Source organism: Aeromonas sp. DSM 116730 (genome assembly GCF_046581335.1).
Lineage (GTDB): Bacteria > Pseudomonadota > Gammaproteobacteria > Enterobacterales > Aeromonadaceae > Aeromonas > Aeromonas rivipollensis.
Map to the genome: position 1 here is coordinate 3,500,882 of NZ_CP144265.1, position 24,274 is coordinate 3,525,155.

A 24,274-nucleotide genomic window follows, 5' to 3' on the forward strand; every position below is an offset into this window, starting at 1 on the left:
CATGTTGGACAAAGTAGTCATCGCCAACCGCGGTGAAATTGCCCTGCGGATCCTGCGCGCCTGCAAAGAGCTCGGGATCAAGACAGTGGCCGTTCACTCCACTGCCGATCGGGAGCTCAAGCATGTGCTCCTGGCCGACGAAACCATCTGTATCGGCAAACCCGCCAGCGGTGAGTCCTACCTCAATGTGCCGGCCATCATAGCCGCCGCCGAGGTGACCGGTGCCGTCGCCATCCACCCGGGCTACGGCTTCCTCTCCGAGAACGCCGACTTTGCCGAAGTGGTCGAGAAATCCGGCTTCATCTTCATAGGCCCGCGCGCCGAAACCATTCGCCTGATGGGTGACAAGGTTTCCGCCATCGAGGCGATGAAGAAGGCAGGCGTACCCTGCGTACCCGGCTCCGACGGCCCGGTGGACAACGATGCCAAGCGCAACGCCACCATCGCCAAGCGGATCGGCTACCCCGTGATCATCAAGGCCGCCGGTGGCGGTGGTGGTCGTGGCATGCGCGTGGTGCGCAACGAGTCAGAGCTGGCCGCCGCCATCGCCCTGACCAAATCCGAAGCGGGCCAGTTCTTCAAGAACGACATGGTCTACATGGAGAAATACCTGGAGAACCCGCGCCACATCGAGATCCAGGTGCTGGCAGATGGCCAGGGTACCGCCCTCTATCTGGGTGAGCGGGACTGCTCCATGCAGCGCCGTCACCAGAAGGTGGTGGAAGAGGCGCCGGCACCCGGCATCACCGAAGAGATGCGCAAGTTCATCGGTGAGCGCTGCGTGCGCGCCTGTCTGGAAATCGGCTACCGCGGTGCCGGTACTTTCGAGTTCCTGTACGAGAACGGCGAGTTCTACTTCATCGAGATGAACACCCGGATCCAGGTCGAACACCCGGTCACCGAGATGGTCACCGGTGTGGATCTCATCAAGGAGCAGCTGCGCATCGCCGCCGGTCAGCCCCTGTCGATCACCCAGCAGGACATCCGCATCCGTGGCCATGCCATCGAATGCCGGATCAACGCCGAAGATCCGGCCACCTTCATGCCGTCTCCAGGTCTCATCCAGCGCTTCCACGCGCCGGGTGGTCTGGGTGTGCGTTGGGAATCCCACATCTATGCGGGTTACAAGGTGCCGCCCTACTACGATTCCATGATCGGCAAGCTGATCTGTTACGGCGAGAACCGTGACATCGCCATCGCCCGCATGCGTCACTCTCTCGACGAGCTGGTGGTGGAAGGGATCAAGACCAACATCGCCCTGCAAAAAGAGATCATGAAGGACGAGAACTTCCAGCACGGTGGTACCAACATCCACTACCTGCACAAGAAGTTGGGTCTGTAAGAGGTGCCAGGACCCGATAACTTGCCGCACTGTGGCATTAACAGCCACCATCTGCACAAGAAGTTGGGTCTGTAAGGACTCGTCAACAGAGATTGTCCGGTCCCTCCGGATCGGCAACGAAAAAAGGGCCATGGCGACATGGCCCTTTTTTGTTATCCTTGCGCCCCTCAAAATTGTCGGAGGCCAAGGTGAATCGTTTCGCGCTCGCCCGTCGGGAAGCAGCCCTCTGTCTGCTGCTGACCCTGCTCTATTTCGTTGCCTGGTATGGCAGCGCTTATTTCATCCCGGAAGAGCTGGAACTCTGGGATATGCCGCTCTGGTTCCTGCTCAGCTGCATGCTGATGCCACTGCTGTTTATCGGCCTGTGCGCGCTCATGGTGGACCGCCTCTTCATCGACATACCTCTCGACACCGAAGAGCCTCCCCATGAATCCTGAGCCGAGCTGCGAATCCATGACGGACCACCGGTTTACCGACGTCTCGCTGGACACCCAGGAGTCCCCCCATGAATCTTGAGTTGATGCTCCCCCTCGTCATCTACCTGGTGCTGGTGCTGGGGGTCGGCTTCTGGGCCGGTCGCCACCGCGCCGGTGGTGACTTCGTGCAGGAGTACTTCATCGGCAACCGCAGCATGGGCGGCCTGGTGCTGGCCATGACGCTAGTGGCCACCTACACCTCGGCCTCCTCCTTCATCGGCGGGCCGGGCGCCGCCTACAAGATAGGCCTGGGCTGGGTGCTGCTGGCGATGATCCAGCTGCCCACCGTCTGGCTCACCCTGGGGGTGCTTGGCAAGAAGTTCGCCATCATAGCCCGTCGGGTCAATGCGGTGACCATCAACGACATGCTGTGGGCCCGCTACCGCAGCAAGTGGGTGGTGGTGCTGGGCTCGGTGACCATCATCCTCGCCTTTATCGCCACCATGGTGGTGCAGTTCATCGGCGGCGCCCGCCTGCTGGAAACCGCCACCGGCCTCAGCTACCAGCAGGGGCTCTTCCTGTTTGCCAGCTGCGTGCTGCTCTACACGGTGATCGGCGGCTTTCGCGCCGTGGTGATGACGGATGCCCTGCAAGGCATCATCATGCTGATAGGCACGGGAGCCCTGCTGGCGGGGATACTGATTGCCGGTGACGGCCTGCCGAACCTCATCCACCAGCTCAAGGTGATAGATCCCAAGCTGGTGAGCCCGACCGGGGCCGGTGACATGCTGACCCAACCCTTCATGCTGAGCTTCTGGATCCTGGTCTGCGTCGGTGTGGTGGGGCTGCCCCACTCGGCCCTGCGCTGCTTCGGCTACCGCGACAGCAAGGCGCTGCACAGAGGCATCCTCATCGGCACAGTAGTCAGCGCCCTGCTGATGCTGGGCATGCACCTCGCCGGCGCCCTGGGCCGCGCCATCCTGCCCGGCATGGACAGCCCGGACAAGATCATGCCCTCCCTGATGATGGAAGTGCTGCCCCCCTGGCTGGCGGGGGTCTTCCTGGCAGCGCCGATGGCGGCCATCATGTCCACCATCGACTCCCAGCTGATCCAGGCCTCGGCGACCCTGGTCAAGGATCTCTACCTCAACTACCTCAATCCTCGCCAAGAAAAGCTGGAGGTACGCATTCCACGGCTCTCCCTGCTCTGCACCCTGATCCTCGGCACGCTAGTGCTGCTGGCGGCGTTGCAGCCGCCAGAGATGATCATCTGGCTCAACCTGCTCGCCTTCGGCGGTCTGCAGGCGGTCTTCCTCTGGCCCCTGGTGCTCGGCCTCTACTGGTCGCGGGCCAATGGCCCCGGGGCACTGGCCAGCATGGTGTCAGGCATTGTCTGCTACGGGGCCTTGAGTCAGTGGGGGATCAAGCTGGCCGGCCTGCATGCCATAGTGCCCAGCCTGGGGCTCGGGCTGGTGGCCTTCATCCTGGTCAGCCTGCTGACCCCGCCCCCGGATCAGTCGGTTCGCCGATTGTTTGATCAGAAATAAGAAAGGGGCCAATAAAGGGACTCGCACCTATTCCCAAATGGGTGCGAGTGGGTAAAATGTGCGCCACGTCACAAAATGCCGCGCCCTTATGCCAGTTCAGAACGCCAGAAAGATCCTGACCCAGTCCCTGCAACGGCTCGGTTATGCCCTGTTGCTGCCCGTTTCCATTCTGCCGCTGGCGGCCCTGCTCTATCGGCTCGGCCAGCCGGACGTGCTGGATCTGGCGGTGCTCTCCCTGGCCGGACGCGCCCTCTTCAGTCAGATGCCGCTCATCTATGCGGTAGCCATCGCCTTCGGGCTGAGCCGACAGGGGCAAGGGGCACAGGCCCTGGCTGGCGCTGTCAACTTCCTGCTGCTGAGCTCGGCGCTCGCCACCCTGCAACCCGGCCTCCATGCGGACATGATCTGCGGCCTGCTGGCGGGCCTGACCACGGCCATGGTCTGCTCCTGGACCCGCAACCTCTCCCTCCCCGGCTGGTTGCGACCGCTGCAGGAGGAGCTGCCCGGCCTGCTGCTCTCGGCCCTGGCCAGCCTGCTGCTGGTCGTGCCTCTGGCCCTGCTCTGGCCCCTGCTGGAGCAAGGCATCACCCTGCTCGCCTCCGATCTCCTCACCACGCCGTTTGGCGCCTTCTGCTACGGCGTGCTGAACCGGCTGCTGATCCCCCTCGGCCTGCACCAGGTGCTGGGCAGCCTGATGGGGCTGGGGGAGAGCAACCTGCAGGCGCTCTCCGCCGCCCAGCCGCTGCACGAGGGCTATGTGGCGGGTCTCTATCCCGTCATCATGTTTGGTCTGCCCGGCGCCTGTTTTGCCATCTGGCTCCATCGCCAGCGGATGCGGCGCCTGCCGCAGGGGGGCTTGCTGCTCACCCTGGCACTCACCTCGGCCCTGGTGGGGATCACCGAACCCATCGAATTCCTGTTCGCCTTCACCGCCCCCTGGCTGTTCCTGGCCCATGCCCTGCTGACCGGGCTGTCGCTGGCCATCTGCAGCGGGCTCGGCATCCAGGTGGGCAGTTACTTCTCCGCCGGGCTGCTGGATCTGGTGCTCAGCTACGGCTCGGGTGAGCACAGTTTCTGGCTCATTCCCCTCGGCATACTGTTCTTCGTCATCTATGCCCTGGTCTTCTCCCGGCTGCTTGAATACGCCCCCCTCAGCCTGCCGAGCAAGCCCATCGCCGAGGATCTGCCCCAGCTCGCGGCCGTGGCCCCCACGGATCCGCAGATGCTGGCCATCCAGTACCTCAAGATGCTGGGGGGCATGGACAACCTGCAGGCCATGAGCGTCTGCCTGACCAGGCTCAGCCTGCGGGTGCGGGAGATGGCCCTGGTGGATCAGTCCCGTCTGGCCAGGCTCGGCTGCCTCTCCTGGATAGTCCTGAACGAGCATCAGCTAGTGCTGGTGCTGGGCCCCAACGCCGGCCTCATCGAGGGGCAGATCCGCATGCTGGCAGAGCGCCAGTCGGTCCCCCTCGGTCTCGAACCCGGTCAGGCCCCCCTCAGCCAGCACCGCTGATCAGGCGAAGGGCAGCCTTTCGGCGACGAAGTCCATCAGGCTGCGCAGGGCGGGCGCCAGGTGCTCGCGGCTCGGGTAGATGAGGTAGAAGGGATTGGGCGGTATGGGGTGATCCGGCAGCACCTTCAGCAGGCGCCCCGCCGCCAGATCCTCCCGGCAGACGTGATCCGGCAACAGGGCTATTCCCCCCTCGTGGAGCGCCAGCTCCCTCAGCGCCAGCAGGCTGTTGCTGAGGCAGGCACCCTGAGGTCGCCAGCCCCCCTCCTGAAGTGGCCACACCGGCAGCGCCCCATGCACCAGGCAGGCATGGCCCCCCAGCTCCGTCAATTGTTGCGGCATGCCGTGGCTCGCCAGATAACCCGGGGCCGCCACCAGATGGCGTGCCACCTGGCCGATCCGCCGGCAGATGAGGCTGGAGTCTTTCAGCGGCGCCGCCCGCAGCGCCAGATCGTAACCCTCCCCCACCAGATCCAGCTGCTCGTCACTCAGGGTCAACTCCAGTACCACTTCGGGGTAGAGGGCGCGAAACTGGGCCAGGATCCGGCCAAGCAGCAGGGTGCCCGTGGCCTCGGGGGCTGTGATCCGCACCCGGCCCGCCGGGGCCGAGCGCAACCTGGCCATGGCCAGATTGGCGCTTCTCGCCAGGGCCAGCAGGGACTGGCAATGCTCCACATAGACCTCTCCCTGGGGGGTCAGGCTCAGTCTGCGGGTGGTGCGCTGCAACAGCCGCACCCCGAGCTGGGACTCGAGGCGCGAGATCTTCTGGCTCACCGAGGACTTGGGCATGCCGAGCACTTCGGCCGCCCCGGTAAAACTGCCCTGCTCCACCACGGTAGCGAACAGCCCCATCAACTCCAGTTCGACATTGTTCATATATACAAACAGTCTGTCCCAATTACCCATCTTAATCTGAATAATCAACCAGACTAGACTCTCTGGCAATCCCACTCATACCGATTTGAAAGGAACTGCCATGAAAGCCATCGCCCTCACCCACTATCTGCCAAGCGATCACCTCCACTGCTTCATCGAGACCGAGCTGCCGGATCCGACCCCGGGCCCGCGCGACCTGCTGGTAAGGGTCAAGGCCACCTCCATCAACCCGGTCGACACCAAGGTGCGCGCCCCCAAGGCCAAGGTTGAAGCCACGCCCCGCGTGCTGGGCTGGGATGCCGTGGGGGAAGTGGTGGCCGTCGGCCACGAGGTAACCCTGTTCAAAGCGGGGGACAGAGTCTGGTATGCCGGCGACATCAGCCGCCCCGGCAGCAACAGTGCCCTGCAGCTGGTGGATGAGCGCATCGCCGCCCTCGCCCCCAAGAACCTGAGCGATCTGGAAGCCGCCGCCCTGCCGCTCACCGCCATCACCGCTTGGGAAACTCTGTTTGAGCGCATCGGCCTCACCAGCGAAAGCGAGGGGCGACTGCTTATCATAGGTGGCGCCGGCGGCGTCGGATCCATCGCCATCCAGCTGGCCCGCCAGCTCACCAAGATGGAAGTGATCGCCACCGCCTCCCGGCCTGAAACCCGTGACTGGTGCCTGGCCATGGGCGCCCACCAGGTAGTGAGTCATCACAAGCTGCAAGAAGAGCTGGCCGGCCTTGGCATCAGCCAGCTCGATGCCATCTTCTGCACCAATGCCACCGAGCAGCACTGGAACGCCATGGCGAGCCTCATTCGCCCCTTCGGCCACATCTGCACCATCGCCGAGTCCAGCGAGCCCTGGGATCTGGGTCTGCTCAAGGCCAAGAGCGTCACCTTCAGCCAGGAGTTCATGTTTACCCGCTCCCTGTTCCAGACCCCGGACATGATAGAGCAGCACAAGCTGCTCGGCCGGGTCGCCGCCCTGCTGAACCAAGGGGTGCTCAAGAGCACGCTCACTCGTACCCTGCCCGAACTGACCCCGGCCAGCCTGGCACAGGCCCATCGCGAGCTGGAAGCAGGCCGCATGGTGGGCAAGCTGGTGATCGACATGAGCGACTTCGCCAGCTAAGCCTCCCTGCAGCCATGCAACCTATTCCCTTATAGGTAAAAAATGCACCATCATGGGGTGAGATCACCAGTGACAAGCCCCAAGAGTGCACAGCCCCGCCGCCAATCTGCGCCCCTAGCGGGGCCTTCCCCCCGAAAAAACCATAAAAAAGAGGCCATCCCGCCGGGATGGCCCTCAAAACCTGAACGTTGGGGTAACAATCACACACATATCCTTATGCAGGACATGTGTAACTTTGCAGATTGCGTGCCAATGTCTGCTTTTACCCGCAAAATGACCGTTTTTCGGCGCACCGGCATAAAAAAAGCCACCCTAAGGTGGCTGAAAAAGATGACGGAACTTAATAGAGCAAAGCATTCAGCGGGAACAAGTTGCTTCCCGTCACCCTGTAAGGAATACATTAACCGTGCCAACTTGGCAGAGTTGCCTTCCTTCCCCATCCCATCATGGGCAAACCACGACAGCACAGGCCCATGATGATAGAATCCCGCGGTTTCACATTTATGAAGAGTCGACCCCATGCCCTGGATACAAATTCGAATCAACGCCACCGCCAAGACCGCGGACAAGGTGAGCAACATGCTGCTGGGGCGTGGAGCCCAGGCGGTGACCTTTATGGATGCCCAGGATGTGCCCGTTTACGAGCCGCTGCCTGGTGAAACGCCGCTCTGGGGCGAGACCGAGGTGATGGGGCTGTTCGATGCCGAAACCGATCCGGCGCCCACCATCGCCTTCTTCCAGCAGATCTTCGGGGAAGACGTCGGCTACAAGGTCGAGCAGCTGGAAGACAAGGACTGGGTGCGCGAGTGGATGGATCACTTCCACCCCATGCAGTTCGGTGAGCGGCTCTGGATCTGCCCAAGCTGGCGCGACGTGCCGAACCCGGATGCGGTCAACGTCATGCTGGATCCGGGTCTGGCCTTCGGTACCGGCACCCACCCCACCACGGCGCTCTGCCTGCAGTGGCTGGACGGGCTGGATCTGGCCGGCAAGACTGTGGTCGACTTCGGTTGCGGCTCCGGCATCCTCGGCATCGCCGCCCTGAAGCTGGGCGCCGCCCGTGTCATCGGCATCGACATAGATCCGCAGGCCATCCAGGCCAGCCATGACAACGCCGAGCGCAACGGCGTCGCCGGCCAGATCGAGCTCTATCTGCCTGCCGACCAGCCGCAAGACGTCGAGGCCGACGTGGTGGTGGCCAACATACTGGCCGGCCCGCTGCGCGAGCTGGCGCCGCTTATCGCCGGCCACGGCAAGCCCGGCAGCCTGATGGCCCTCTCCGGCGTGCTGGAGAGCCAGGCCCCGGAGCTGGAGACCATCTACGGCCAGTGGTTCGACATGGACCCGACCGCAGTGAAGGAAGAGTGGTGCCGCCTCTCAGGCCGCAAGCACGACTGATTGCAGGAGGCCATCACTGTGGCAACACTGCGGCCGCAAGCACGGCTGATTGCAAGAGGCTGCCAACTTATCGACCGCAAGCACGGCTGATAACAACAGTCATCCTCTATACCTGCTACTGCAGATCAACAAGGGCACCCCAGGGTGCCCTTGTCGTTTCCCGGCGCCAACAGTGCACCCTTCTGCCCACTCTGGGGAGAGCTTCACGCTTCTCTGTCCGTTGATGGCTTATCCTCTCCCCCTCCACCCCATTGAGACCCAGCCATGACCGACTACGAAAAGATGCTAGCCAGCCAGCCCTACAACTGCATGGCCCCGGAGCTGGATCTCCTGCGCCGGGAGACGGCGCGCCGCTATCGCAGCCTCAATCGCGCGGACGAGGAGGAGCAGCTGGCGCAGCTCAAAGAGATCGTCGGTGAACTGGCAGAAAACGCCTTTATCTGCCCGCCCCTCTACTGCACCTATGGCCGCCACATCCATCTTGGCGAGCGCAGCTACATCAACATGGGGGCCACCCTGCTGGACAACGCGCCTATCCGCATCGGCACGGACGTCATGATAGGGCCGAACGTGCAGATCTATACCGCCGCCCACGCCCTGGACGCCGATGAGCGCATCCAGGGGGTAGAGACGGCGCTGCCGGTCACCATAGAAGACAGGGTCTGGATCGGCGGTGGCGCCATACTGCTGCCTGGGATCACCATAGGGCGGGAGGCCATAGTCGGCGCAGGCGCCGTGGTGACCAGAGACGTCCCGGCCGGAGCCCGGGTGGTGGGCAATCCGGCCCGCATCCTGCCCGCCAGGGACAAGATGCCAGTGACCGAGAGCCAGGGGCAAAAATGCCCATCAACATAAAGCCCGATATCATCAAGGCCCGTAAGACGGTAAAAAGAGGCCGCCCAGATGGGCTGGGGCTGAAGCAGAAAACCGCCGATAAAAATAAAGCCCAATGTCATAACGACGTTGGGCTGTAAAAAGGTGCTACGGAATTGCGACTCTCATCGCAGAAAATTAGAAGGGGTCACCTTCTAAACTGGCAGTGGGATAATAACGGGGCGCAAACGTTTTACGTAGGGTAATCAACCAGGATTGAGAACAGCCTCTCACTATTCAAAAAATTCCCAGGCAAGCCCGAACTCCCCCTTGGCAAGTTTCCATTTATCAGTACAGCCTGCCATCATTTTGGGGTAAATAAAAAAGCCCTGAATAATCAGGGCCTTTCTGCACTGTCCCTGGCTTAGAAGCGACGCACGAAGTCAGCGATAGGCAACTCGCGCAGCTTGCGCGCCTCCAGCATGGGGGTGCCCAGGTAGAGGAAGCCCACCAGTTGATCGTCCGGTGCCAGCCCCAACCCCTGATTGATCACCTCGTCGAAGATGAACCAGCCGGAGCGCCAGATGCCGTTGACCCCCTGTGCCTGGGCCGCCATCTGCATCGCCATCAGGGCGCAGCCGGCAGAAAGCTCCTGCTCCAGCCTGGGCACCTTGGGGTGTGCCTGATAGCGAGTCGCGACGGCCACCACCAGGGGCGCTCGCAGAGGCGCCTCATTGCACTTCTTGATGCTCTCGTCGTCCTCGCCGCGGGCGCGAGCCGCGTCCGCCAGCAGGGCCCCCAGTCGCTCGCGCCCCTCCCCTTCAAACAGGATGAACTGCCAGGGGGTCAGGGTGCCGTGATCCGGTGCCCGCAGGCCGGCCTTCAGAATATTGTCGAGCACCTCGCCACTCGGGGCCGGGGTGGTCAGACGGCCACAGGAGTGGCGGTTGAGTAACAGGGAGAGGGCATCCATGGTCAGTTCCTTATCAGGGGGCAATGATGGCGCTACCTTAGCACAGCCCGAAGGGGAGCACAGCCAGGGCCAGCCCGCGCCACCAATAGAAACCCCCTGATAGTCAGGGGGTTATCATCATGCAGTCAGCCAAGGCCAGGGCGCTAGATAACGGACGCCAGCTCGGCCCCCTGGCGGATGGCCCGCTTGGCGTCCAGCTCCGCCGCCACGTCGGCACCGCCTATGATGTGCACCGGCTTGCCCGCCGCCTGTAGACCGGCCTGCAGCTCCCGCAGGGGCTCTTGCCCGGCGCAGATGATCACCTGATCCACCGGCAGGCACTGCCTGGCCTCACCCACCTGGATGTGCAGCCCCTCGTCGTCGATGCGCAGGTACTGCACGCCGGGGAGCATCTGCACCTTGCGGTTCTTGAGCACGGTTCTGTGGATCCAGCCTGTGGTCTTGCCCAGGCCATCCCCCACCTTGCTCTCCTTGCGCTGGAGCAACCAGATCTGGCGCTCGGGAGCGTCTATCTCGGGCTTGATCAGGCCGCCGCGCTCACCCAGGCTCTTGTCGATGCCCCACTCCCTGAGCCAGTGATCGCGATGATGATCCGCGCTCCCCTCCGCCTTCTTCTCCACCAGGAACTCGGCCACGTCGAAGCCGATGCCGCCAGCCCCGATCACCGCCACCTTCTGGCCAACCGGCTTGCCATCGCGCAATACATCGAGGTAGTTCAATACCTTGGGATGCTCGATCCCTGGGATGTTGGGGGTGCGCGGGCGAATGCCGGTGGCGAGGATCACCTCGTCAAAACCGCCGCCAAGCAGGCTCTCGGCGCTCTGGCGCTGGCCGAGATAGAGCTCGACGCCGCACTTCTCCAGCCGTCTGGCGAAGTAGCGCAGGGTCTCATGAAACTCCTCCTTGCCCGGGATCTGCTTGGCGAAGTTGAACTGGCCGCCTATGGTCGGCGCCTGATCGAACAGGCTCACCTGATGGCCACGCTCGGCGGCGTAGCAGGCGAACGCCAGCCCGGCCGGCCCGGCCCCCACCACCGCCAGTTTCTTGGGCTGGGGCACCCGGCCAAACGTCAGCTCGGTCTCGAAACAGGCGCGGGGATTGACCAGGCAGGAGGCACGTTTTTGCTTGAACACGTGATCGAGGCAGGCCTGGTTGCAGGCGATGCAGGTGTTGATCTCGTCCGCCCGGTTCTCGGCGGCCTTGATGACAAACTCGGGATCCGCCAGGAAGGGGCGCGCCATGGAGACCATGTCCGCCTCCCCCTGCGCCAGGATGCGCTCGGCCACCTCGGGGGTGTTGATGCGGTTGGTGGTGATAAGCGGCACTGTGAGGTGCTTTTTCAGCTCGGCGGTCACCCAGCTGAAGGCGCCCCGCGGCACGCTGGTGGCTATGGTGGGGATGCGCGCCTCGTGCCAGCCGATGCCGGTGTTGATGAGGCTAACCCCGGCTTGCTCCAGCGCTTTCCCGAGCGCTATCACCTCCTCCAGGGAGGAGCCCTTCTCCACCAGATCCAGCATGGAGAGACGGAAGATGATGATGAAGTCGGTGCCGACCCGCTCGCGAATGGCCCGCACTATTTCCAGCGGGAAGCGCATGCGGTTTTCGCTGCTGCCGCCCCAGCCGTCGCTGCGCAGGTTGGTGCGCTCGCAGATGAACTGGTTGATGAGATAGCCTTCCGACCCCATCACCTCGACACCGTCATAGCCGGCGGCCTTGGCGAGGGCCGCGGTCGAGGCGAAGTCCCGTATGGTGCCACGGATCTGCCGCTCGCTCATGGCCCGCGGCTTGAACGGAGAGATGGGGGCCCTGATGGCGCTCGGTGCCAGGCTGAACGGATGGTAGGCATAGCGACCGGCATGGAGGATCTGCAGGGCTATCTTGCCCCCCTCCTGATGCACGGCGCCGGTCACCTTCTTGTGCTTGGCGACCTGCCAGGGGAAGCTGAGCTGGGAGCCATGGGGCACCAGGCGCCCCCGCAGATTCGGCGCTATGCCGCCGGTGACTATGAGGCCGACACCGCCGCGAGCGCGCTCGGCATAGAAGGCGGCCAGCTTGTCAAAGCCCCCCTTCTCCTCCTCGAGGCCGGTATGCATGGAGCCCATCAGCACACGGTTTTTTAGCTGGGTAAAACCGAGATCCAGGGGGGTCAGCAGCGTTGGATATAGACTCATGACGCACTCCTTTTCGAGGCCGGCACGCAGGAATCCATATGCAAGACCCGGTTCTTCAACTGGGTAAAACCGAGATCCAGGGGAGTCAGCAGCGTTGGATAAAGGCTCATGATGCACTCCTTTTCGAGGCAGACACACAGGATGCCGCCAGCACATGGTGACGCAAGAGGGGACAGCGGGGGGTCAGCAACGTCGGGTAGCGGCTCACAGGGCCTCCAGTTAATTTTTTGTTATCAAATTGAGGCTAGAGTAAAGAATCGAAATTTCTTTTTCAAACAAATGTTTGGACATTTTTTCAGCGAACAGCCGTATCCCGAAGCCAGGGGGAGCGATCGCGGCCAAGCGAAAATGGCAATTGGCGGGTCAACTGGTTAATAATGCCCTTCTCTACCCATTAACAGGGCGTTAGCACGGCTATGTCTATTTTCAAAGGTCTGGGGTGGCTGTTTCGCAGCCTCTGGCGTCTGCTCAACTTTACCCGCTTGATGCTGGTCAATCTGCTGTTTCTCATCGTCGTGCTGGTCATCGCCTTCAGCCTCAACCAGAGCGAGACCCCCAGCACCCCCATAGAGGGCGCCCTCACCCTCAATCTCGCCGGCGTACTGGTGGAACAACGCACCCAAACCGATCCGACGGTGCAGCTGCTGAGACAGATGGAGAAAAGCGACGATCAGCCCAGTGAAATCGTCCTCTCCGACCTGCTGTGGGCCATCAAGAGCGCGGGAGATGACGATCGCATCAAGGCGCTGGTGATCAAGCCCCAGGGACTGCAGGGGGCCAGCCTCTCCAAGCTGCAGGAGGTGGCGAGCGCCATAGACGCATTCAAGGAGAGCGGCAAGCCGGTCATCGCCATGGCCGACTACTACAGCCAGGGCGCCTACCTGCTCGCCGCCCATGCCGATCACGTGCTGCTCAACCAGAGCGGCGCCGTGCTGATCGAAGGCTTTGGGGTCTACCAGACCTACTTCAAGTCGGCGCTGGAGAAGCTCAACGTCACCCCCCATGTGTTCAAGGTCGGCACCTACAAATCCTTCGTCGAGCCCTATACCCGTGACGAGATGTCCCCCGAGAGCAAGGAGGCGAACCAGCGCTGGCTGGATCAGCTGTGGCAATCCTATGTCACCGACGTGGCCGAGCAACGGGAGATAGAGCCCGATGCGGTCGCGCCAGACAAGGATCACTTCCTCGAGCTGCTGCGCAAGGCCGGTGGCAATGCCGCCAGCTACGCCCTCGACAACGGTCTGGTGGATCAGCTCGCCACCCGCGACGAGATGACCCAGGCGGTCATCAAGGAGGTGGGCGAGAGCGAGGATCACGGCTGGAAAGGGGTCGGGCTGAAAGAGTATCTGGCCGCCATCCCCGAGCAATATCCCCAGAGCGGCAAGGACGAGGTGGGACTCATCACCGCCAGCGGCGCCATCATGGACGGGGTGCAACCCGCCGGCACCATAGGCGGTGACAGCCTCGCCGAGCTGCTGGCCGAGGCCCGCCGTGACGAGCTGGTCAAAGCCGTGGTACTGCGGGTCGACAGCCCGGGGGGCAGCGCCTTCGCCGCCGAGCAGATCCGCGCCGAGCTGCTGGCCCTGAAACAGGCGGGCAAGCCGGTGGTCATCTCCATGGGCAGCTACGCCGCCTCCGGTGGCTACTGGATCTCCGCCGATGCGGACAAGATCTTCGCCTCCCCCACCACACTCACCGGCTCCATCGGGGTGTTCGGCATGTTCGCCACCATCGACAAGGCGCTCTCCCAGTACGGGGTGCACACCGACGGCGTCGGCACCACCGACTTCGTGGGGGTCGGGCTGACCCGCGCCCTGCCGGAGCACGTCGGTCAGGCCATCCAGCTGAGCGTGGAAGACACCTATCAGCGCTTCGTCGGTCTGGTCGGCAAGGGCCGTGGCCTGAGCCCGGAAGAGGCGGAGAAAGCCGCCGAAGGCCGGGTCTGGACAGGTCAGGATGCCAAGGAGCTGGGGCTGGTTGACGAGTTTGGTAACCTGGACGACGCCCTCAAGGCCGCCGCCGAGCTCGCCAACCTCAAGAGCTGGCAGGTCACCCCCATAGCGCCGGAAGAGTCGGCAAGGGACAAGTTCCTGCGCGAGCTGTTTGACAGCAGCGCCCAGGCGCTGGCCCCGCACCTGCAAAGCTGGCTGCCCGCAGGATTGGGCAAGGCGCTGGTGGAGATGAACCGCAGCCTGGATCCGCTGACCCGCTTCAATGACCCGCAAGGCACCTACGCCTTCTGCCCGGTCTGCGTGCCCTGAGACTGACAGTGTGCCGAAAACAAATAAACCGCCGAATGGCGGTTTATTTGTCTTGGTAACGCCTTGCTGTCAGCTCAGCAACCCGGCCTCTGCCCAGTGCTGCAACTCGGCCAGCACCCGGGTCTCGCGCACCGTCCACTGGGGGCAAGGGCCGGCCAGCTGGGTCTTGTTGGTCTGCAGGGCCTCTTCCAGGGCAAACCAGCCCGGAGTGAAGCCAAGACGTATCTCGTAGGGCTGGGGGTGCGGCTCGCACCAGTCCTCCCCCACCTGGCAGAGGTAATAGAAGGAGCGAATGCAGTAGGCGTCATAGTCGGCCTCGCGGGCGGCGCGAAACTCCCGGGTCTGCCCGAGCAGCAGACCCACGGCCACCAGCTCGGCGCCGCACTCTTCCCGCAGCTCCCGGGCCAGGGCCGTATGGTGGCACTCCCCCGCCTCTATGCCGCCCCCGGGGAACATGAGATCCCCGTTGACGCGAGAGTGCACCAGCAGCAGTTCATCCCCGCGCATCACCACGGCCCTGACCGTGGTCCGCTCGAGCACCCTCCCCTCGCAGGGAACCTGACCATGGACGAGGCGGATGTCGAAGGCATGGGCCCACTCAAGGGCGCCGGATGGCAGCGGTATCATGGGGCCTGGTAGCTCCCTTGTCTGAGCGCCTCGACTATGGTGGCGGCCGCCTGATCCAGCCTCTCCTGCTGCTCCTTGCCGATGGCGTGGTAGATCCCGAGGCGGGTGGACGAGACCTCGGGGGTCTCCTGAAACGACTCGCTCACCTTGCCCCACTGATAGGCCAGATCAAACGCCTTCTGCCCCATGTAGAGGGTGCTGAGGGCGGTGAGGATCCGGCTGTTGACCTTGTCCCCTTCCCCATAGAGGGAGAGGGCGTGATGCATCAGGGCGATGGCCTTCTGGGGCTCGCTCTTGGCATAGATGCCCCCCAGGGCCAGCTGCAACTCCGGCTCCTCGAGGGCGGGGGTGCCTTCCAGCGCCAGGAAGCTGGCACGGGCCGCTGGATTGGTGTTGTTGGTCCAGTGCCAGAGCAGCAGATAGGGATCCTGGGAGCCACGGGTCTGGGCATCCAGCTGCTCCAGCTGAGCGCCGGCGGCCAGCATGCCCTCCACCCTGGGGCTCTTCTGCTCGCGGGCCCGCTTGTATTCGATGTTGGTGGAGTGTTCGGCGCACTGGAGGTAACGCTCCAGGTCACGCATCAGCTCGTACCTGTGCCTGTCCGTGCCCTCCTCCTGGAGGTAGTAGCGGGCGCGGATGACATCGCTGCGCTCATGGCGACACCAGCCGTCGTCCACCAGATCCGCACAGAGCGCCGGAGACTGGGTGCAGATGTTGTGGATCCTGTCGTCATCGCAGGCCATCAGCGTCAGACAACAGGCGAGGGGGAGCAGTAACGGACGCTGTGAGAATAGGGTCATGGTTCACATCTGGTTGGTAACAATCGCAACCCGCCCTGGCCACCGCCAACTAGCAAACAGGCTACATATCCATTACAATGCGCGCGCCGTATAAGGCCGCGACTGCAGAATAATATAACGAAACCGTCAGCCCTACACTGATCTGCATTCGACGAATTTCAATTTGCCCAGGCAACTTGCTTCAACAACGTGAAATAAAGGATCTGGTTAATGACCCACGAGCACTACTTGCAGGCGTGGCAGGAGAGCCAGGAGCTCGCCGAAGCCATGCAGCCCTTGATTGGTCGCCTCTACCGACAGCAAGGGATAGAAATCACCCTCTACGGGCGCCCCCTGCAGAACGCCTCCACCATCGACATCCTCAAGGCCCACAGGGTCGTTCGCCGCCACCAGGGCACTCCCCTCCCCATCCAGCAAAGCTTCCCCCTGCTCCAGGCCATGGTCGCCCTGAACCCGACCGCCGCCGAAGTCGATCTCGGCAAGCTGGCGGTGGGTTACTGGCAGGATCACCAGGATGAAGCCGGCATAGACGACTACCTGCGTGCCAAGCTGGCCCCGGCCCTGAACCGCAATTCAGTGCCCGCCCCGACCGACGTGGTGCTCTACGGCTTTGGCCGCATCGGCCGCCTGCTGGCCAGGCTGCTGATCGAGCGCACCGGCGCCGCCAACTCCCTGCGCCTGCGCGCCATAGTCGTGCGTGGCGGTCGCGAAGGAGATCTGGAGAAACGCGCCAGCCTGCTGCGCCGCGACTCGGTGCACGGTCCCTTCAACGGCTCCATCGAGGTGGATAACGAGCGCAGCGCCATCATCGCCAACGGCACCTTCATCCAGGTGATCTATGCAAACAGCCCTGCCGACATCGACTACACCGCCTATGGCATCGACAATGCGCTGATCGTCGACAACACCGGGGTCTGGCGCGACGAGGCGGGTCTGTCCGAGCACCTCAAGGCGCGCGGCGCCGCCCGTGTGCTGCTGACCGCCCCCGGCAAGGGGGAGATGAAGAACGTGGTGTTCGGGGTCAACCACGAGGTGATAGGCCCGGATGACAAGATCATCTCTGCCGCCTCCTGCACCACCAACGCCATCACCCCCGTGCTCAAGGTGATGCAGGACAAGTACGGCATCCGCCACGGCCACGTGGAAACGGTGCACTCCTATACCAACGATCAGAACCTGATCGACAACTATCACAAGGGCGAGCGCCGCGGTCGCAGCGCAGCCCTCAACATGGTGATGACCAGCACAGGCGCCGCCAAGGCGGTGGCCAAGGCGCTGCCCGAGCTCAAGGGCAAGCTGACCGGCAACGCCATCCGGGTGCCGACCCCCAATGTGTCGCTGGCCATCATCAACCTGTCGCTGGAGCAGGGCACGGATCGGGAGAGCCTGAACGCCTATCTGCAGCAGATGGCCCTGAGCTCGGCCCTCCATCGCCAGATCGATTACAGCGCCAGCACAGAGCTGGTCTCCTCCGACATGGTGGGTTCGCGCTTCGCGGGCATAGTGGACTCCCAGGCCACCATAGCCGAGGGGGATCACTGCGTGCTTTACGTGTGGTATGACAACGAGTTCGGGTACAGTTGTCAGGTGGTGCGGGTGATGGAGCAGATGGCCGGTGTAGTCCGCCAGGATCTACCGGCATAGTCCGCCAGGATCTGCCCGCCAGATCCCTTCATGGCTCAATTTGCAAGGAGAGGCCGATGTCGTTTCAACAGGTGATAGGGCAGATGCCCAAAGAAGTGTACGAGCGGCTCAAGACCGCGGTCGAGCTGGGCAAGTGGCCGGACGGCCAGCCCCTCACCGAGGAGCAGAAGGCCACTTCCCTGCAGGCCGTGATGGCCTGGCAGGCGATGCACCTTGCCGATCCCGAGCACATGAACATAGGCCGCGACGGCGAAATCGTGATGAAGAGCAAGAGCGAGCTCAAGCGCCAGTATCGCGATGAGGAAGAGATAGTCAGGATCGACCTCAGTCACTGAGGGCGAGCTCAAGCATCCAAGCACCGCGATGAGGAAGAGATAGTCCGTACCGATCTCAGTCACTGAGCCTTGCCGCGAGCCATGGTTCGCACGCCACAGCAAAAAGGGGAGCCATAGTGGCTCCCCTCTTTTTTCCTGTCTCTCTGCCGGGTGAGGATATCCCCCTCATCCCCAGCCCTTCTCCCGCCAGGGGAGAAGGGAGCAGGTCCTCAGCCTGCGGATAGTAAGCGGGCCACCTGCCGGCAATCTTCGTGGCGAGCCTCGCTGCCAACAGCACCTCGATCTATCCCCTCTCCCCCTGGGAGAGGGCTAGGGTGAGGGGAAAACCAGTCAGGGAGTCAGCTCGCCCCGCAGGGACTGCTGCATCAGCTCGCGGATGCGCGGGGCCGGCAGATCCTGGCTCAGCAGGAAGTGCAGCTTGGTGAGCGCCGCCTCGGCTGTCATGTCAAAGCCCGAGATGACACCGGCACGGGAGAGGGCGTTGCCGGTGGCATAGCCCCCCATGTTGACCTTGCCGTGCAGGCACTGGCTCAGGTTGACTATGATGACGCCCCGGGCCGAGGCCTCGGAGAGCAGCGCCAGCATGGCCGGGTTCTGCGGCGCATTGCCCACCCCGAAGGAGAGCAGGATCAGCGCCCGCACCGGCTGCTGCAAGATGTTGGCGATCACCTCGGCCGAGATGCCGGGATAGAGGGTCACCACGCCGATGGGCTGGGGGGTGATGTCGTGCAGCACCAGCGGACGCTCGGACGACACGCCCAGCTCCCCCGCTTCCAGGGAGATGGCGATGCCGGCATTGAGCAGCGGCGGGTAGTTCGGCGAATCGAAGGCGTGGAAGCCGTCCGCGTGCACCTTCTTGCTGCGGTTGCCGCGATAGAGCTGATTGTTGAAAAACAGCGTCACCTCGTGGATCGGGTAGTTGGCCGCGATATAGAGCGCATTGAGCAGGTTTTGCTGGCCGTCTGAACGCAGCTCGGCGAGCGGGATCTGGGAGCCGGTGATGATGACCGGCTTGTGCAGATCTTCGAGCATGAAGGAGAGGGCCGAGGCGGTGAACGACATGGTGTCGGTGCCGTGCAGTATCACGAAGCCGTCGTACTGCTCGTAGTTGTCACGAATGTCCTCGGCGATGCGCTGCCAGTCCGCCGGGGTCATGTCGGAGGAGTCGATGAGGGGGGCATATTCGTGGATATGATAATCCGGCATCTCGGGCCGGTGAAACTCGGGCATCCGGGCCAGACAATCTTCCATGAAACCCGCCATCGGCACATAACCGTGGTCGGAACGCTGCATCCCTATGGTGCCGCCCGTGTAGGCGATATAGATAGACTTCTTCACACCCTCTCCTCTCTCTGGACTGACAACCGGCGGACAATTCAAGGTTCAACCGGTTCCTTCACTTCCTATTCCGGTTCCGCTCATGGGCGGGAAACTGGCGAATTATAGAGACTGCCGCTGCAAATGACAGCAGTCATTGTTGCGGGCAGGAGCACGCCCAGGACATAGTGTTAAATGCTAGGTTAATGCACTGTTTTGAGCATTAATATGATGAACATGGATATAAACGGTGATTTTTGCTACTATCCGGCGAATTTTTCATTAATGTCATCTGGATGCCTGATGAAATCGGGCTCGCATCGATCCCATTTTTGCCTGGGACTGGGGCTGTGGCCCCCTCTTGAACTGGCGCCTGCGCCACACTGTTTTTATCCCGGCTGAATCTGTGAGTCTTTCTCGCCAAAGACACAGCCGATCAACATGGGAGTACCGCATGATAAAACTTGATTCCTACGCCACCTTGGTCGCCGCCACCCTGGTGTTGCTGCTCGGCCGTCTGCTGGTCAACCGGATTGGCCCCCTGCGTACCTTCAACATTCCCAAACCGGTGGCAGGCGGCCTGGTGGTCGCCCTGGTGCTGCTGCTGCTGCGCTCCACCATGCAGCTTGAACTGCAATTTGACACCACACTGCAAACCCCGCTGATGCTGGCTTTCTTCGCCTCCATCGGCCTCTCCGCCGATCTGGGCAGCCTCAAGCGCGGCGGCAAGGCGGTGATCACCTTCCTGCTGGTGGTCACCGGCCTGCTGCTGGTGCAAAACAGCCTGGGGGTCGGTCTGGCCACCCTGCTGGGTCTGGACCCGCACATGGGGCTGCTGGCCGGCTCCATCACCCTCTCCGGCGGCCACGGCACAGGCGCGGCCTGGGGCTCCATCTTCACCGAGAAGTACGGCGTGCAATCCGCTGCCGAGCTCGCCATCGCCTGCGCCACCTTCGGCCTGGTGCTGGGGGGGCTGATCGGCGGGCCTGTCGCCCGCTACCTGGTGAAGAAGGTGCAGGTACCCGGTGAGGAGCACAACCGTGACGGCGCCCCCCAGGGCTTCGAGATGCCGGACATGGAGCGGCCGCTCACCACCTTCAGCCTGATCGAGACCCTGGCGCTGATCGCCATCAGCCTGAAGGGAGGCGAGATGTTCTCCCTCTACCTCAAGGGCAGTGCCCTGGAGCTCCCGGTCTTCGTCTGCGTGCTCTTCGTCGGCGTGCTGCTGCGCAACCTGCTGACCCTGCTCAACTGGCACGAGGTGAGCGATCGGGAGGTCTCCCTGCTCGGCAACGTCAGCCTGTCGCTCTTCCTCGCCATGGCGCTGATGAGCCTGAAGCTGTGGGATCTCGCCAGCCTGGCCCTGCCCATCTTCATCCTGCTGGCCGCCCAGACGGTGGCGATGGCGCTCTACGCCATCTTCGTCACCTTCAGGGTCATGGGCAGCAACTATGACGCGGCCGTGCTGGCGGCGGGCCACTGCGGCTTCGGTCTGGGGGCCACCCCCACCGCCATCGCCAACATGCAGGCCATCACCCAGCGCTTCGGCCCCTCCCACCTGGCGTTCCTGGTGGTGCCCATGGTGGGCGCCTTCTTCATCGACATCATCAACGCCGTGGTGATCAAGCTGTTCCTGGCCCTGCCCTTCCTGTAAGCCCGGGCGCCAGACCCCATATGACAGAGCCCACCTTTTGGTGGGCTCTTTGCTGGCGCTCTCCCGCCCCCTTGGTTCCCAGGAAGGCTAGAGCATCCCGGGATTCAGCCGCTGCGACAGCCAGCCAGGGTGCATCACGGCCTTGGCCGGATGACGGACAACAAAAAGCCCCGCACTCCTGTGCGGGGCTTTTTACATCGAGCGCCGCAGTGGCGCCGCTTCCAGACCCTTTCTTACAGGATAAAGGTCGAGACCTGCTGGTTCAGATTGGTGGCACGTCCCTTGAGGTGGTGCGCCTGATCCAAATCCCGCATGGCGGCGGCGGTGATCTCGTCGCTCACATCCTTGATGGCGGTGGTGTTCTGAGTGATCTCGCCAGTCACCTGGGTCTGCTCCTCGGCGGCGGTGGCGATCTGACCCGCCATGTCGGAGATGAGAGAGACGGCCTGGGTGATCTCTTCCAGCGCGGCGGCCGCGGCATCGGCGTCCTTGACGCTGTTGTCCGCCAGCCCCTGGCTGGTCTGCATCAGGCTGACCGCACGGGCCGTGGTCTGCTGCAGCGTCTCTATGGTGGACTGGATCTCCTGGGTGGAGTCCTGAGTACGGCGCGACAGCACCCGCACCTCGTCCGCCACCACGGCGAAACCGCGACCCTGTTCACCGGCACGGGCCGCTTCAATGGCCGCGTTCAGCGCCAGCAGGTTGGTCTGCTCGGCGATGCCCTGAATGGTGGAGAGGATGCCTGAGATGGCCTGGGCGTGGCGGCTCAGCTCGCCGATGACGCCGGTGGCCTGACCCACTTCCTCGGCCAGGTTGTTGATGGACTGGCGAGTCTGGTTCACCAGCATCTTGCCCTGCTCGCTGCTCTGGGCAGATTGCTGGGCGGCGGCGGCTGTGTTCTCGGCGTTGCCGGCGATCTCCATGGTGGCGCTCGCCATCTCGGTGACCGCGGTGGCGACCATGGTCACCTCCTGCTGTTGACGCTGCAGCTCTTCCACCGCGGCCTGGTTGGTCACCAGGCTGCGCTCCGCATCGGCATTCAGCTCGTTGGCCAGCTGGCGGATATTGCCGATCAGCTGGTGCTGGCTGCCGACGAAACGGTTGAAGCTGTTGGCCAGCTGGCCCACCTCGTCATTGGCATCGATCTTGATGCGCTGGGTCAGATCGCCGTTACCGTCGGCGATGCGGGCCAGGGCCTGGGAAACCTTGCCAAGGGGGCCCAGCAGCAGGCTGACCAGCCAGGAGATGGCGATGATGCTGCCCACCAGCACCAGCAGGGCCAGGCCGAGCTGGGTCATCAGCAGGGAGGAGAGCGGCGCCTCCAGGGTGGCCTTGTCCAGCACCAGCACCAGCTCCCAGTCGGTGTTCGGGATGTCCGTCGCCCACAGCAGCTTGTCGCGGCCTTCGTTGTCAAAATAGGCGGGGAGCAGGCTGTTGTTGCTCTTGCTCTGCTCGATCAGGGCATTGGAGAGATCGTTGTCGATCTCGCTGGCGGGCTTCATCGCCTTGGCCGCATCTTTATAGGCGATGACGGTGCCGTCCTTGTGCATCAGGATGGCGACACCGTCCGCCGGCAGGGCCATCTTGGTGACATCCTCCACCAGGGAGGCGATGGAGAGATCGCCGCCGACCACGCCGCCCTGGGCCGGTTGGGCCAGAGTCACCACCATGACGTTGTAGGCCACGTCCAGGTAGGGTTTGGTCACTATCATGCCGCCCTTGGCCATGGCTTCCTGATACCAGCCACGGGAGCGAGGATCATAGCCGTCACGGTTGATGGAAGGGTCAGAGTCATTCATCTTGCCACTGCCCTCACCGAAATAGGTGAGCTGGAAACGGCCGGAAACTTGCGCCTGTTGCAGGGCGTTGAGGGGCTCGGGGCCGGCCTTGTTGCCAAGGGCCTGGATGACATCGCGACGGGCGGCGAGCCAGTCACTGACGCTGGCGGCCTGCTGGCTGCCGAGGCGCTGCACCTGTTCCTGACTGCCTTGCAGCAACAGGGACTTCTGGCTGCTGTAGCTCTGCCAGGAGAGCAGCAGGATCACCAGGGAGAGGGCGATCACCACAGACAACAGTATCTTCTGCTTGAGTGATAGGTTTTTCATCGTGCTTTCTTCTTGTGGGGTCAGGAACAGGATTACTCGAAAAGTGCGCGGCACTCCATGTTGTTGTTAGCGGCCAAAGCGCACAAAACTGAAGCGGAGAATGGCGCGGCTGGCGATATTTTCTGCAAGAAAGCACAAAATAGCCTCCGAAATCGGTGACAGAAGGCGGCCAGGGCCAGCCAACCCTGTTTATTCCTTCCGCAATTGGCTAGAATATCCCGTTTTTAAATCACATCGACCCCGAGAGTTTTCACGATGTTTGAAGTCAATCCTGTATTAAACAAGCTTAAGGAGCTGTCTGAGAGGACCGAGCTGCTTAGGGGGTACCTTTGACTATGACGCCAAGAAAGAGCGTCTAGAAGAGGTCAATGCCGAGCTGGAACAGCCGGATGTCTGGAATGAGCCGGAGCGCGCACAGGCGCTGGGCAAAGAGCGCGTGTCGCTGGACAACGTGGTCAACACCATAGACGTCTTGACACAAGGTGCTGAGGACGTCGAGATGCTGGTCAGCCTGGCGGTCGAAGGCGAAGACGAGGAGACCTTCAACGAGGCAGTGGCCGAAGCCGATCAGCTGGAAGCCAAGCTGGTGGATCTCGAATTCCGTCGCATGTTCTCCGGTCAGCACGACGGCTCCGACTGCTACATCGACATCCAGTCCGGTTCCGGCGGCACCGAGGCCCAGGACTGGGCCAACATGGTGCTGCGCATGTACCTGCGCTGGGGCGATGCCCACGGCTACAAGCCGGAGCTGATCGAGCTGTCTGACGGCGACGTGGCCGGCATCAAGTCCGCCACCGTCAAGTTCACCGGCGAGTATGCCTTCGGCTGGCTGCGCACCGAGACCGGCGTGCACCGCCTGGTCCGCAAGTCACCGTTCGACTCGGGTGGCCGTCGTCATACCTCGTTCTGCTCGGTGTTCGTCTACCCCGAGATCGATGATGACATCGAGATCGACATCAACCCGGCGGATCTGCGCATCGACGTCTACCGTGCCTCCGGCGCCGGTGGTCAGCACGTCAACCGGACCGAGTCCGCGGTGCGTATCACCCACGTCCCCACCGGGGTGGTGGTGCAGTGCCAGAACGACCGTTCCCAGCACAAGAACAAAGATCAGTGTATGAAGCAGCTGAAGGCCAAGCTCTACGAGCTGGAAATTCAGAAGCAGAACGCTGAGAAGCAAGCCCTCGAAGAGACCAAGTCCGACATCGGCTGGGGCAGCCAGATCCGCTCCTACGTACTGGATGACTCCCGTATCAAGGATCTGCGCACCGGCGTCGAGACCCGCAATACCCAATCGGTACTCGACGGCGACTTGGACAAGTTTATCGAAGCCAGCCTGAAATCAGGCCTGTAAACAGAGCAGCAGGA

19 protein-coding genes are annotated in these 24,274 nt (G+C 62.8%); 12 read left to right on the forward strand and 7 right to left on the reverse strand.

Annotation, left to right across the window (positions count from 1 at the left end; genetic code table 11):
* Position 1: 1 nt before the first annotated feature.
* The 4 genes from accC to Aeroheme_RS16020 all read left to right on the forward strand — a co-directional run bounded on the left by accC (position 2) and on the right by Aeroheme_RS16020 (position 4,818).
* A complete protein-coding gene (gene accC / locus Aeroheme_RS16005; protein WP_005326556.1) occupies positions 2-1,342 on the forward strand; it encodes an acetyl-CoA carboxylase biotin carboxylase subunit in 1,341 nt (446 codons plus the stop codon).
* A 188-nt stretch (positions 1,343-1,530) separates the two neighbouring features.
* Positions 1,531-1,779, forward strand: a complete 249-nt coding sequence (locus tag Aeroheme_RS16010) for a YhdT family protein (protein WP_411166182.1) — start codon at positions 1,531-1,533, stop codon at positions 1,777-1,779.
* A 68-nt stretch (positions 1,780-1,847) separates the two neighbouring features.
* Entirely contained in the window at positions 1,848-3,305 is a 1,458-nt protein-coding gene (gene panF, locus Aeroheme_RS16015) for a sodium/pantothenate symporter (protein WP_139745186.1), read from the forward strand.
* An 88-nt stretch (positions 3,306-3,393) separates the two neighbouring features.
* A complete protein-coding gene (locus Aeroheme_RS16020; RefSeq protein WP_408777300.1) occupies positions 3,394-4,818 on the forward strand; it encodes a PTS transporter subunit EIIC in 1,425 nt (474 codons plus the stop codon).
* On the opposite strand, the gene Aeroheme_RS16025 is transcribed toward Aeroheme_RS16020, so the two are convergent.
* Complete coding sequence (locus Aeroheme_RS16025; protein ID WP_411166183.1) at positions 4,819-5,691, reverse strand: LysR substrate-binding domain-containing protein; 873 nt, start codon at positions 5,689-5,691, stop codon at positions 4,819-4,821.
* Positions 5,692-5,791: 100 nt separating this feature from the next.
* Here Aeroheme_RS16025 and Aeroheme_RS16030 point away from each other — a divergent pair, with 100 nt between their 5' ends.
* The 3 genes from Aeroheme_RS16030 (at position 5,792) to Aeroheme_RS16040 (ending at position 9,061) form a co-directional block, all read left to right on the forward strand.
* On the forward strand, positions 5,792-6,808 hold the full coding sequence (locus Aeroheme_RS16030; protein WP_411166184.1) for a zinc-binding alcohol dehydrogenase family protein: 1,017 nt from the start codon (positions 5,792-5,794) through the stop codon (positions 6,806-6,808).
* Between the two features lie 519 nt (positions 6,809-7,327).
* Positions 7,328-8,206, forward strand: coding sequence for a 50S ribosomal protein L11 methyltransferase (gene prmA, locus Aeroheme_RS16035; protein ID WP_106887651.1), 879 nt, complete (start codon positions 7,328-7,330; stop codon positions 8,204-8,206).
* A 264-nt stretch (positions 8,207-8,470) separates the two neighbouring features.
* Positions 8,471-9,061 carry a sugar O-acetyltransferase gene (locus Aeroheme_RS16040; protein WP_411166185.1) on the forward strand — a complete coding sequence of 197 codons (591 nt, stop codon included), beginning with the start codon at positions 8,471-8,473 and terminating at the stop codon, positions 9,059-9,061.
* 382 nt (positions 9,062-9,443) lie between these two features.
* Here Aeroheme_RS16040 and Aeroheme_RS16045 read toward each other — a convergent pair whose 3' ends face one another.
* Both Aeroheme_RS16045 and Aeroheme_RS16050 read right to left on the reverse strand, forming a co-directional pair.
* Positions 9,444-9,992 (reverse strand): NAD(P)H nitroreductase, encoded by a 549-nt coding sequence (locus Aeroheme_RS16045; protein WP_411166186.1) that lies wholly within the window; start codon positions 9,990-9,992, stop codon positions 9,444-9,446.
* A 143-nt stretch (positions 9,993-10,135) separates the two neighbouring features.
* A complete protein-coding gene (locus Aeroheme_RS16050; protein WP_411166187.1) occupies positions 10,136-12,163 on the reverse strand; it encodes an FAD-dependent oxidoreductase in 2,028 nt (675 codons plus the stop codon).
* A gap of 416 nt (positions 12,164-12,579) precedes the next feature.
* Here Aeroheme_RS16050 and sppA point away from each other — a divergent pair, with 416 nt between their 5' ends.
* Positions 12,580-14,424 (forward strand): signal peptide peptidase SppA, encoded by a 1,845-nt coding sequence (gene sppA, locus Aeroheme_RS16055; protein WP_411166188.1) that lies wholly within the window; start codon positions 12,580-12,582, stop codon positions 14,422-14,424.
* Between the two features lie 69 nt (positions 14,425-14,493).
* Here the strand turns inward: sppA and Aeroheme_RS16060 are convergent, their stop codons facing one another.
* A complete protein-coding gene (locus Aeroheme_RS16060; RefSeq protein WP_213345087.1) occupies positions 14,494-15,051 on the reverse strand; it encodes an NUDIX domain-containing protein in 558 nt (185 codons plus the stop codon).
* Positions 15,048-15,851 (reverse strand): DUF2989 domain-containing protein, encoded by an 804-nt coding sequence (locus Aeroheme_RS16065; protein ID WP_289975875.1) that lies wholly within the window; start codon positions 15,849-15,851, stop codon positions 15,048-15,050. The genes Aeroheme_RS16060 and Aeroheme_RS16065 overlap by 4 nt, the downstream gene beginning before the upstream one ends.
* A 210-nt stretch (positions 15,852-16,061) precedes the next feature.
* Between Aeroheme_RS16065 and Aeroheme_RS16070 the strand changes: the two genes are divergently transcribed.
* Together Aeroheme_RS16070 and Aeroheme_RS16075 are read left to right on the forward strand one after the other, a co-directional pair.
* Positions 16,062-17,495 carry a glyceraldehyde-3-phosphate dehydrogenase gene (locus Aeroheme_RS16070; RefSeq protein ID WP_303807438.1) on the forward strand — a complete coding sequence of 478 codons (1,434 nt, stop codon included), beginning with the start codon at positions 16,062-16,064 and terminating at the stop codon, positions 17,493-17,495.
* Positions 17,496-17,551: 56 nt separating this feature from the next.
* A complete protein-coding gene (locus tag Aeroheme_RS16075; protein WP_025326001.1) occupies positions 17,552-17,830 on the forward strand; it encodes a YeaC family protein in 279 nt (92 codons plus the stop codon).
* A 330-nt stretch (positions 17,831-18,160) separates the two neighbouring features.
* Here the strand turns inward: Aeroheme_RS16075 and ansA are convergent, their stop codons facing one another.
* Complete coding sequence (gene ansA, locus Aeroheme_RS16080) at positions 18,161-19,168, reverse strand: asparaginase (protein WP_411166189.1); 1,008 nt, start codon at positions 19,166-19,168, stop codon at positions 18,161-18,163.
* A 433-nt stretch (positions 19,169-19,601) separates the two neighbouring features.
* Here ansA and gltS point away from each other — a divergent pair, with 433 nt between their 5' ends.
* Positions 19,602-20,801: a sodium/glutamate symporter gene (gene gltS / locus Aeroheme_RS16085; RefSeq protein ID WP_290069916.1), complete on the forward strand. Its 1,200-nt coding sequence runs from the start codon at positions 19,602-19,604 to the stop codon at positions 20,799-20,801.
* 233 nt (positions 20,802-21,034) lie between these two features.
* Here gltS and Aeroheme_RS16090 read toward each other — a convergent pair whose 3' ends face one another.
* On the reverse strand, positions 21,035-22,906 hold the full coding sequence (locus Aeroheme_RS16090; RefSeq protein WP_289984987.1) for a methyl-accepting chemotaxis protein: 1,872 nt from the start codon (positions 22,904-22,906) through the stop codon (positions 21,035-21,037).
* A gap of 255 nt (positions 22,907-23,161) precedes the next feature.
* Here Aeroheme_RS16090 and prfB point away from each other — a divergent pair.
* Positions 23,162-24,260 (forward strand): peptide chain release factor 2 gene (gene prfB, locus Aeroheme_RS16095; RefSeq protein ID WP_106887661.1). Its coding sequence is split into 2 segments (ribosomal slippage): positions 23,162-23,236 and positions 23,238-24,260, totalling 1,098 coding nucleotides; the frame shifts between segments, so codons are not numbered across the junction.
* The last annotated feature ends 14 nt before the right edge of the window (positions 24,261-24,274 follow it).

Bases quoted from the DNA above. Each gene is read 5' to 3' on its own strand.
- accC (WP_005326556.1), top strand. From the start codon at position 2: ATGTTGGACAAAGTAGTCATCGCCAACCGCGGTGAAATTGCCCTGCGG.
- panF (WP_139745186.1), top strand. From the start codon at position 1,848: ATGAATCTTGAGTTGATGCTCCCCCTCGTCATCTACCTGGTGCTGGTG.
- Aeroheme_RS16020 (WP_408777300.1), top strand. From the start codon at position 3,394: ATGCCAGTTCAGAACGCCAGAAAGATCCTGACCCAGTCCCTGCAACGG.
- Aeroheme_RS16025 (WP_411166183.1), bottom strand. From the start codon at position 5,691: ATGAACAATGTCGAACTGGAGTTGATGGGGCTGTTCGCTACCGTGGTG.
- Aeroheme_RS16030 (WP_411166184.1), top strand. From the start codon at position 5,792: ATGAAAGCCATCGCCCTCACCCACTATCTGCCAAGCGATCACCTCCAC.
- prmA (WP_106887651.1), top strand. From the start codon at position 7,328: ATGCCCTGGATACAAATTCGAATCAACGCCACCGCCAAGACCGCGGAC.
- Aeroheme_RS16040 (WP_411166185.1), top strand. From the start codon at position 8,471: ATGACCGACTACGAAAAGATGCTAGCCAGCCAGCCCTACAACTGCATG.
- Aeroheme_RS16045 (WP_411166186.1), bottom strand. From the start codon at position 9,992: ATGGATGCCCTCTCCCTGTTACTCAACCGCCACTCCTGTGGCCGTCTG.
- Aeroheme_RS16050 (WP_411166187.1), bottom strand. From the start codon at position 12,163: ATGAGTCTATATCCAACGCTGCTGACCCCCCTGGATCTCGGTTTTACC.
- sppA (WP_411166188.1), top strand. From the start codon at position 12,580: ATGTCTATTTTCAAAGGTCTGGGGTGGCTGTTTCGCAGCCTCTGGCGT.
- Aeroheme_RS16060 (WP_213345087.1), bottom strand. From the start codon at position 15,051: ATGATACCGCTGCCATCCGGCGCCCTTGAGTGGGCCCATGCCTTCGAC.
- Aeroheme_RS16065 (WP_289975875.1), bottom strand. From the start codon at position 15,851: ATGACCCTATTCTCACAGCGTCCGTTACTGCTCCCCCTCGCCTGTTGT.
- Aeroheme_RS16070 (WP_303807438.1), top strand. From the start codon at position 16,062: ATGACCCACGAGCACTACTTGCAGGCGTGGCAGGAGAGCCAGGAGCTC.
- Aeroheme_RS16075 (WP_025326001.1), top strand. From the start codon at position 17,552: ATGTCGTTTCAACAGGTGATAGGGCAGATGCCCAAAGAAGTGTACGAG.
- gltS (WP_290069916.1), top strand. From the start codon at position 19,602: ATGATAAAACTTGATTCCTACGCCACCTTGGTCGCCGCCACCCTGGTG.
- Aeroheme_RS16090 (WP_289984987.1), bottom strand. From the start codon at position 22,906: ATGAAAAACCTATCACTCAAGCAGAAGATACTGTTGTCTGTGGTGATC.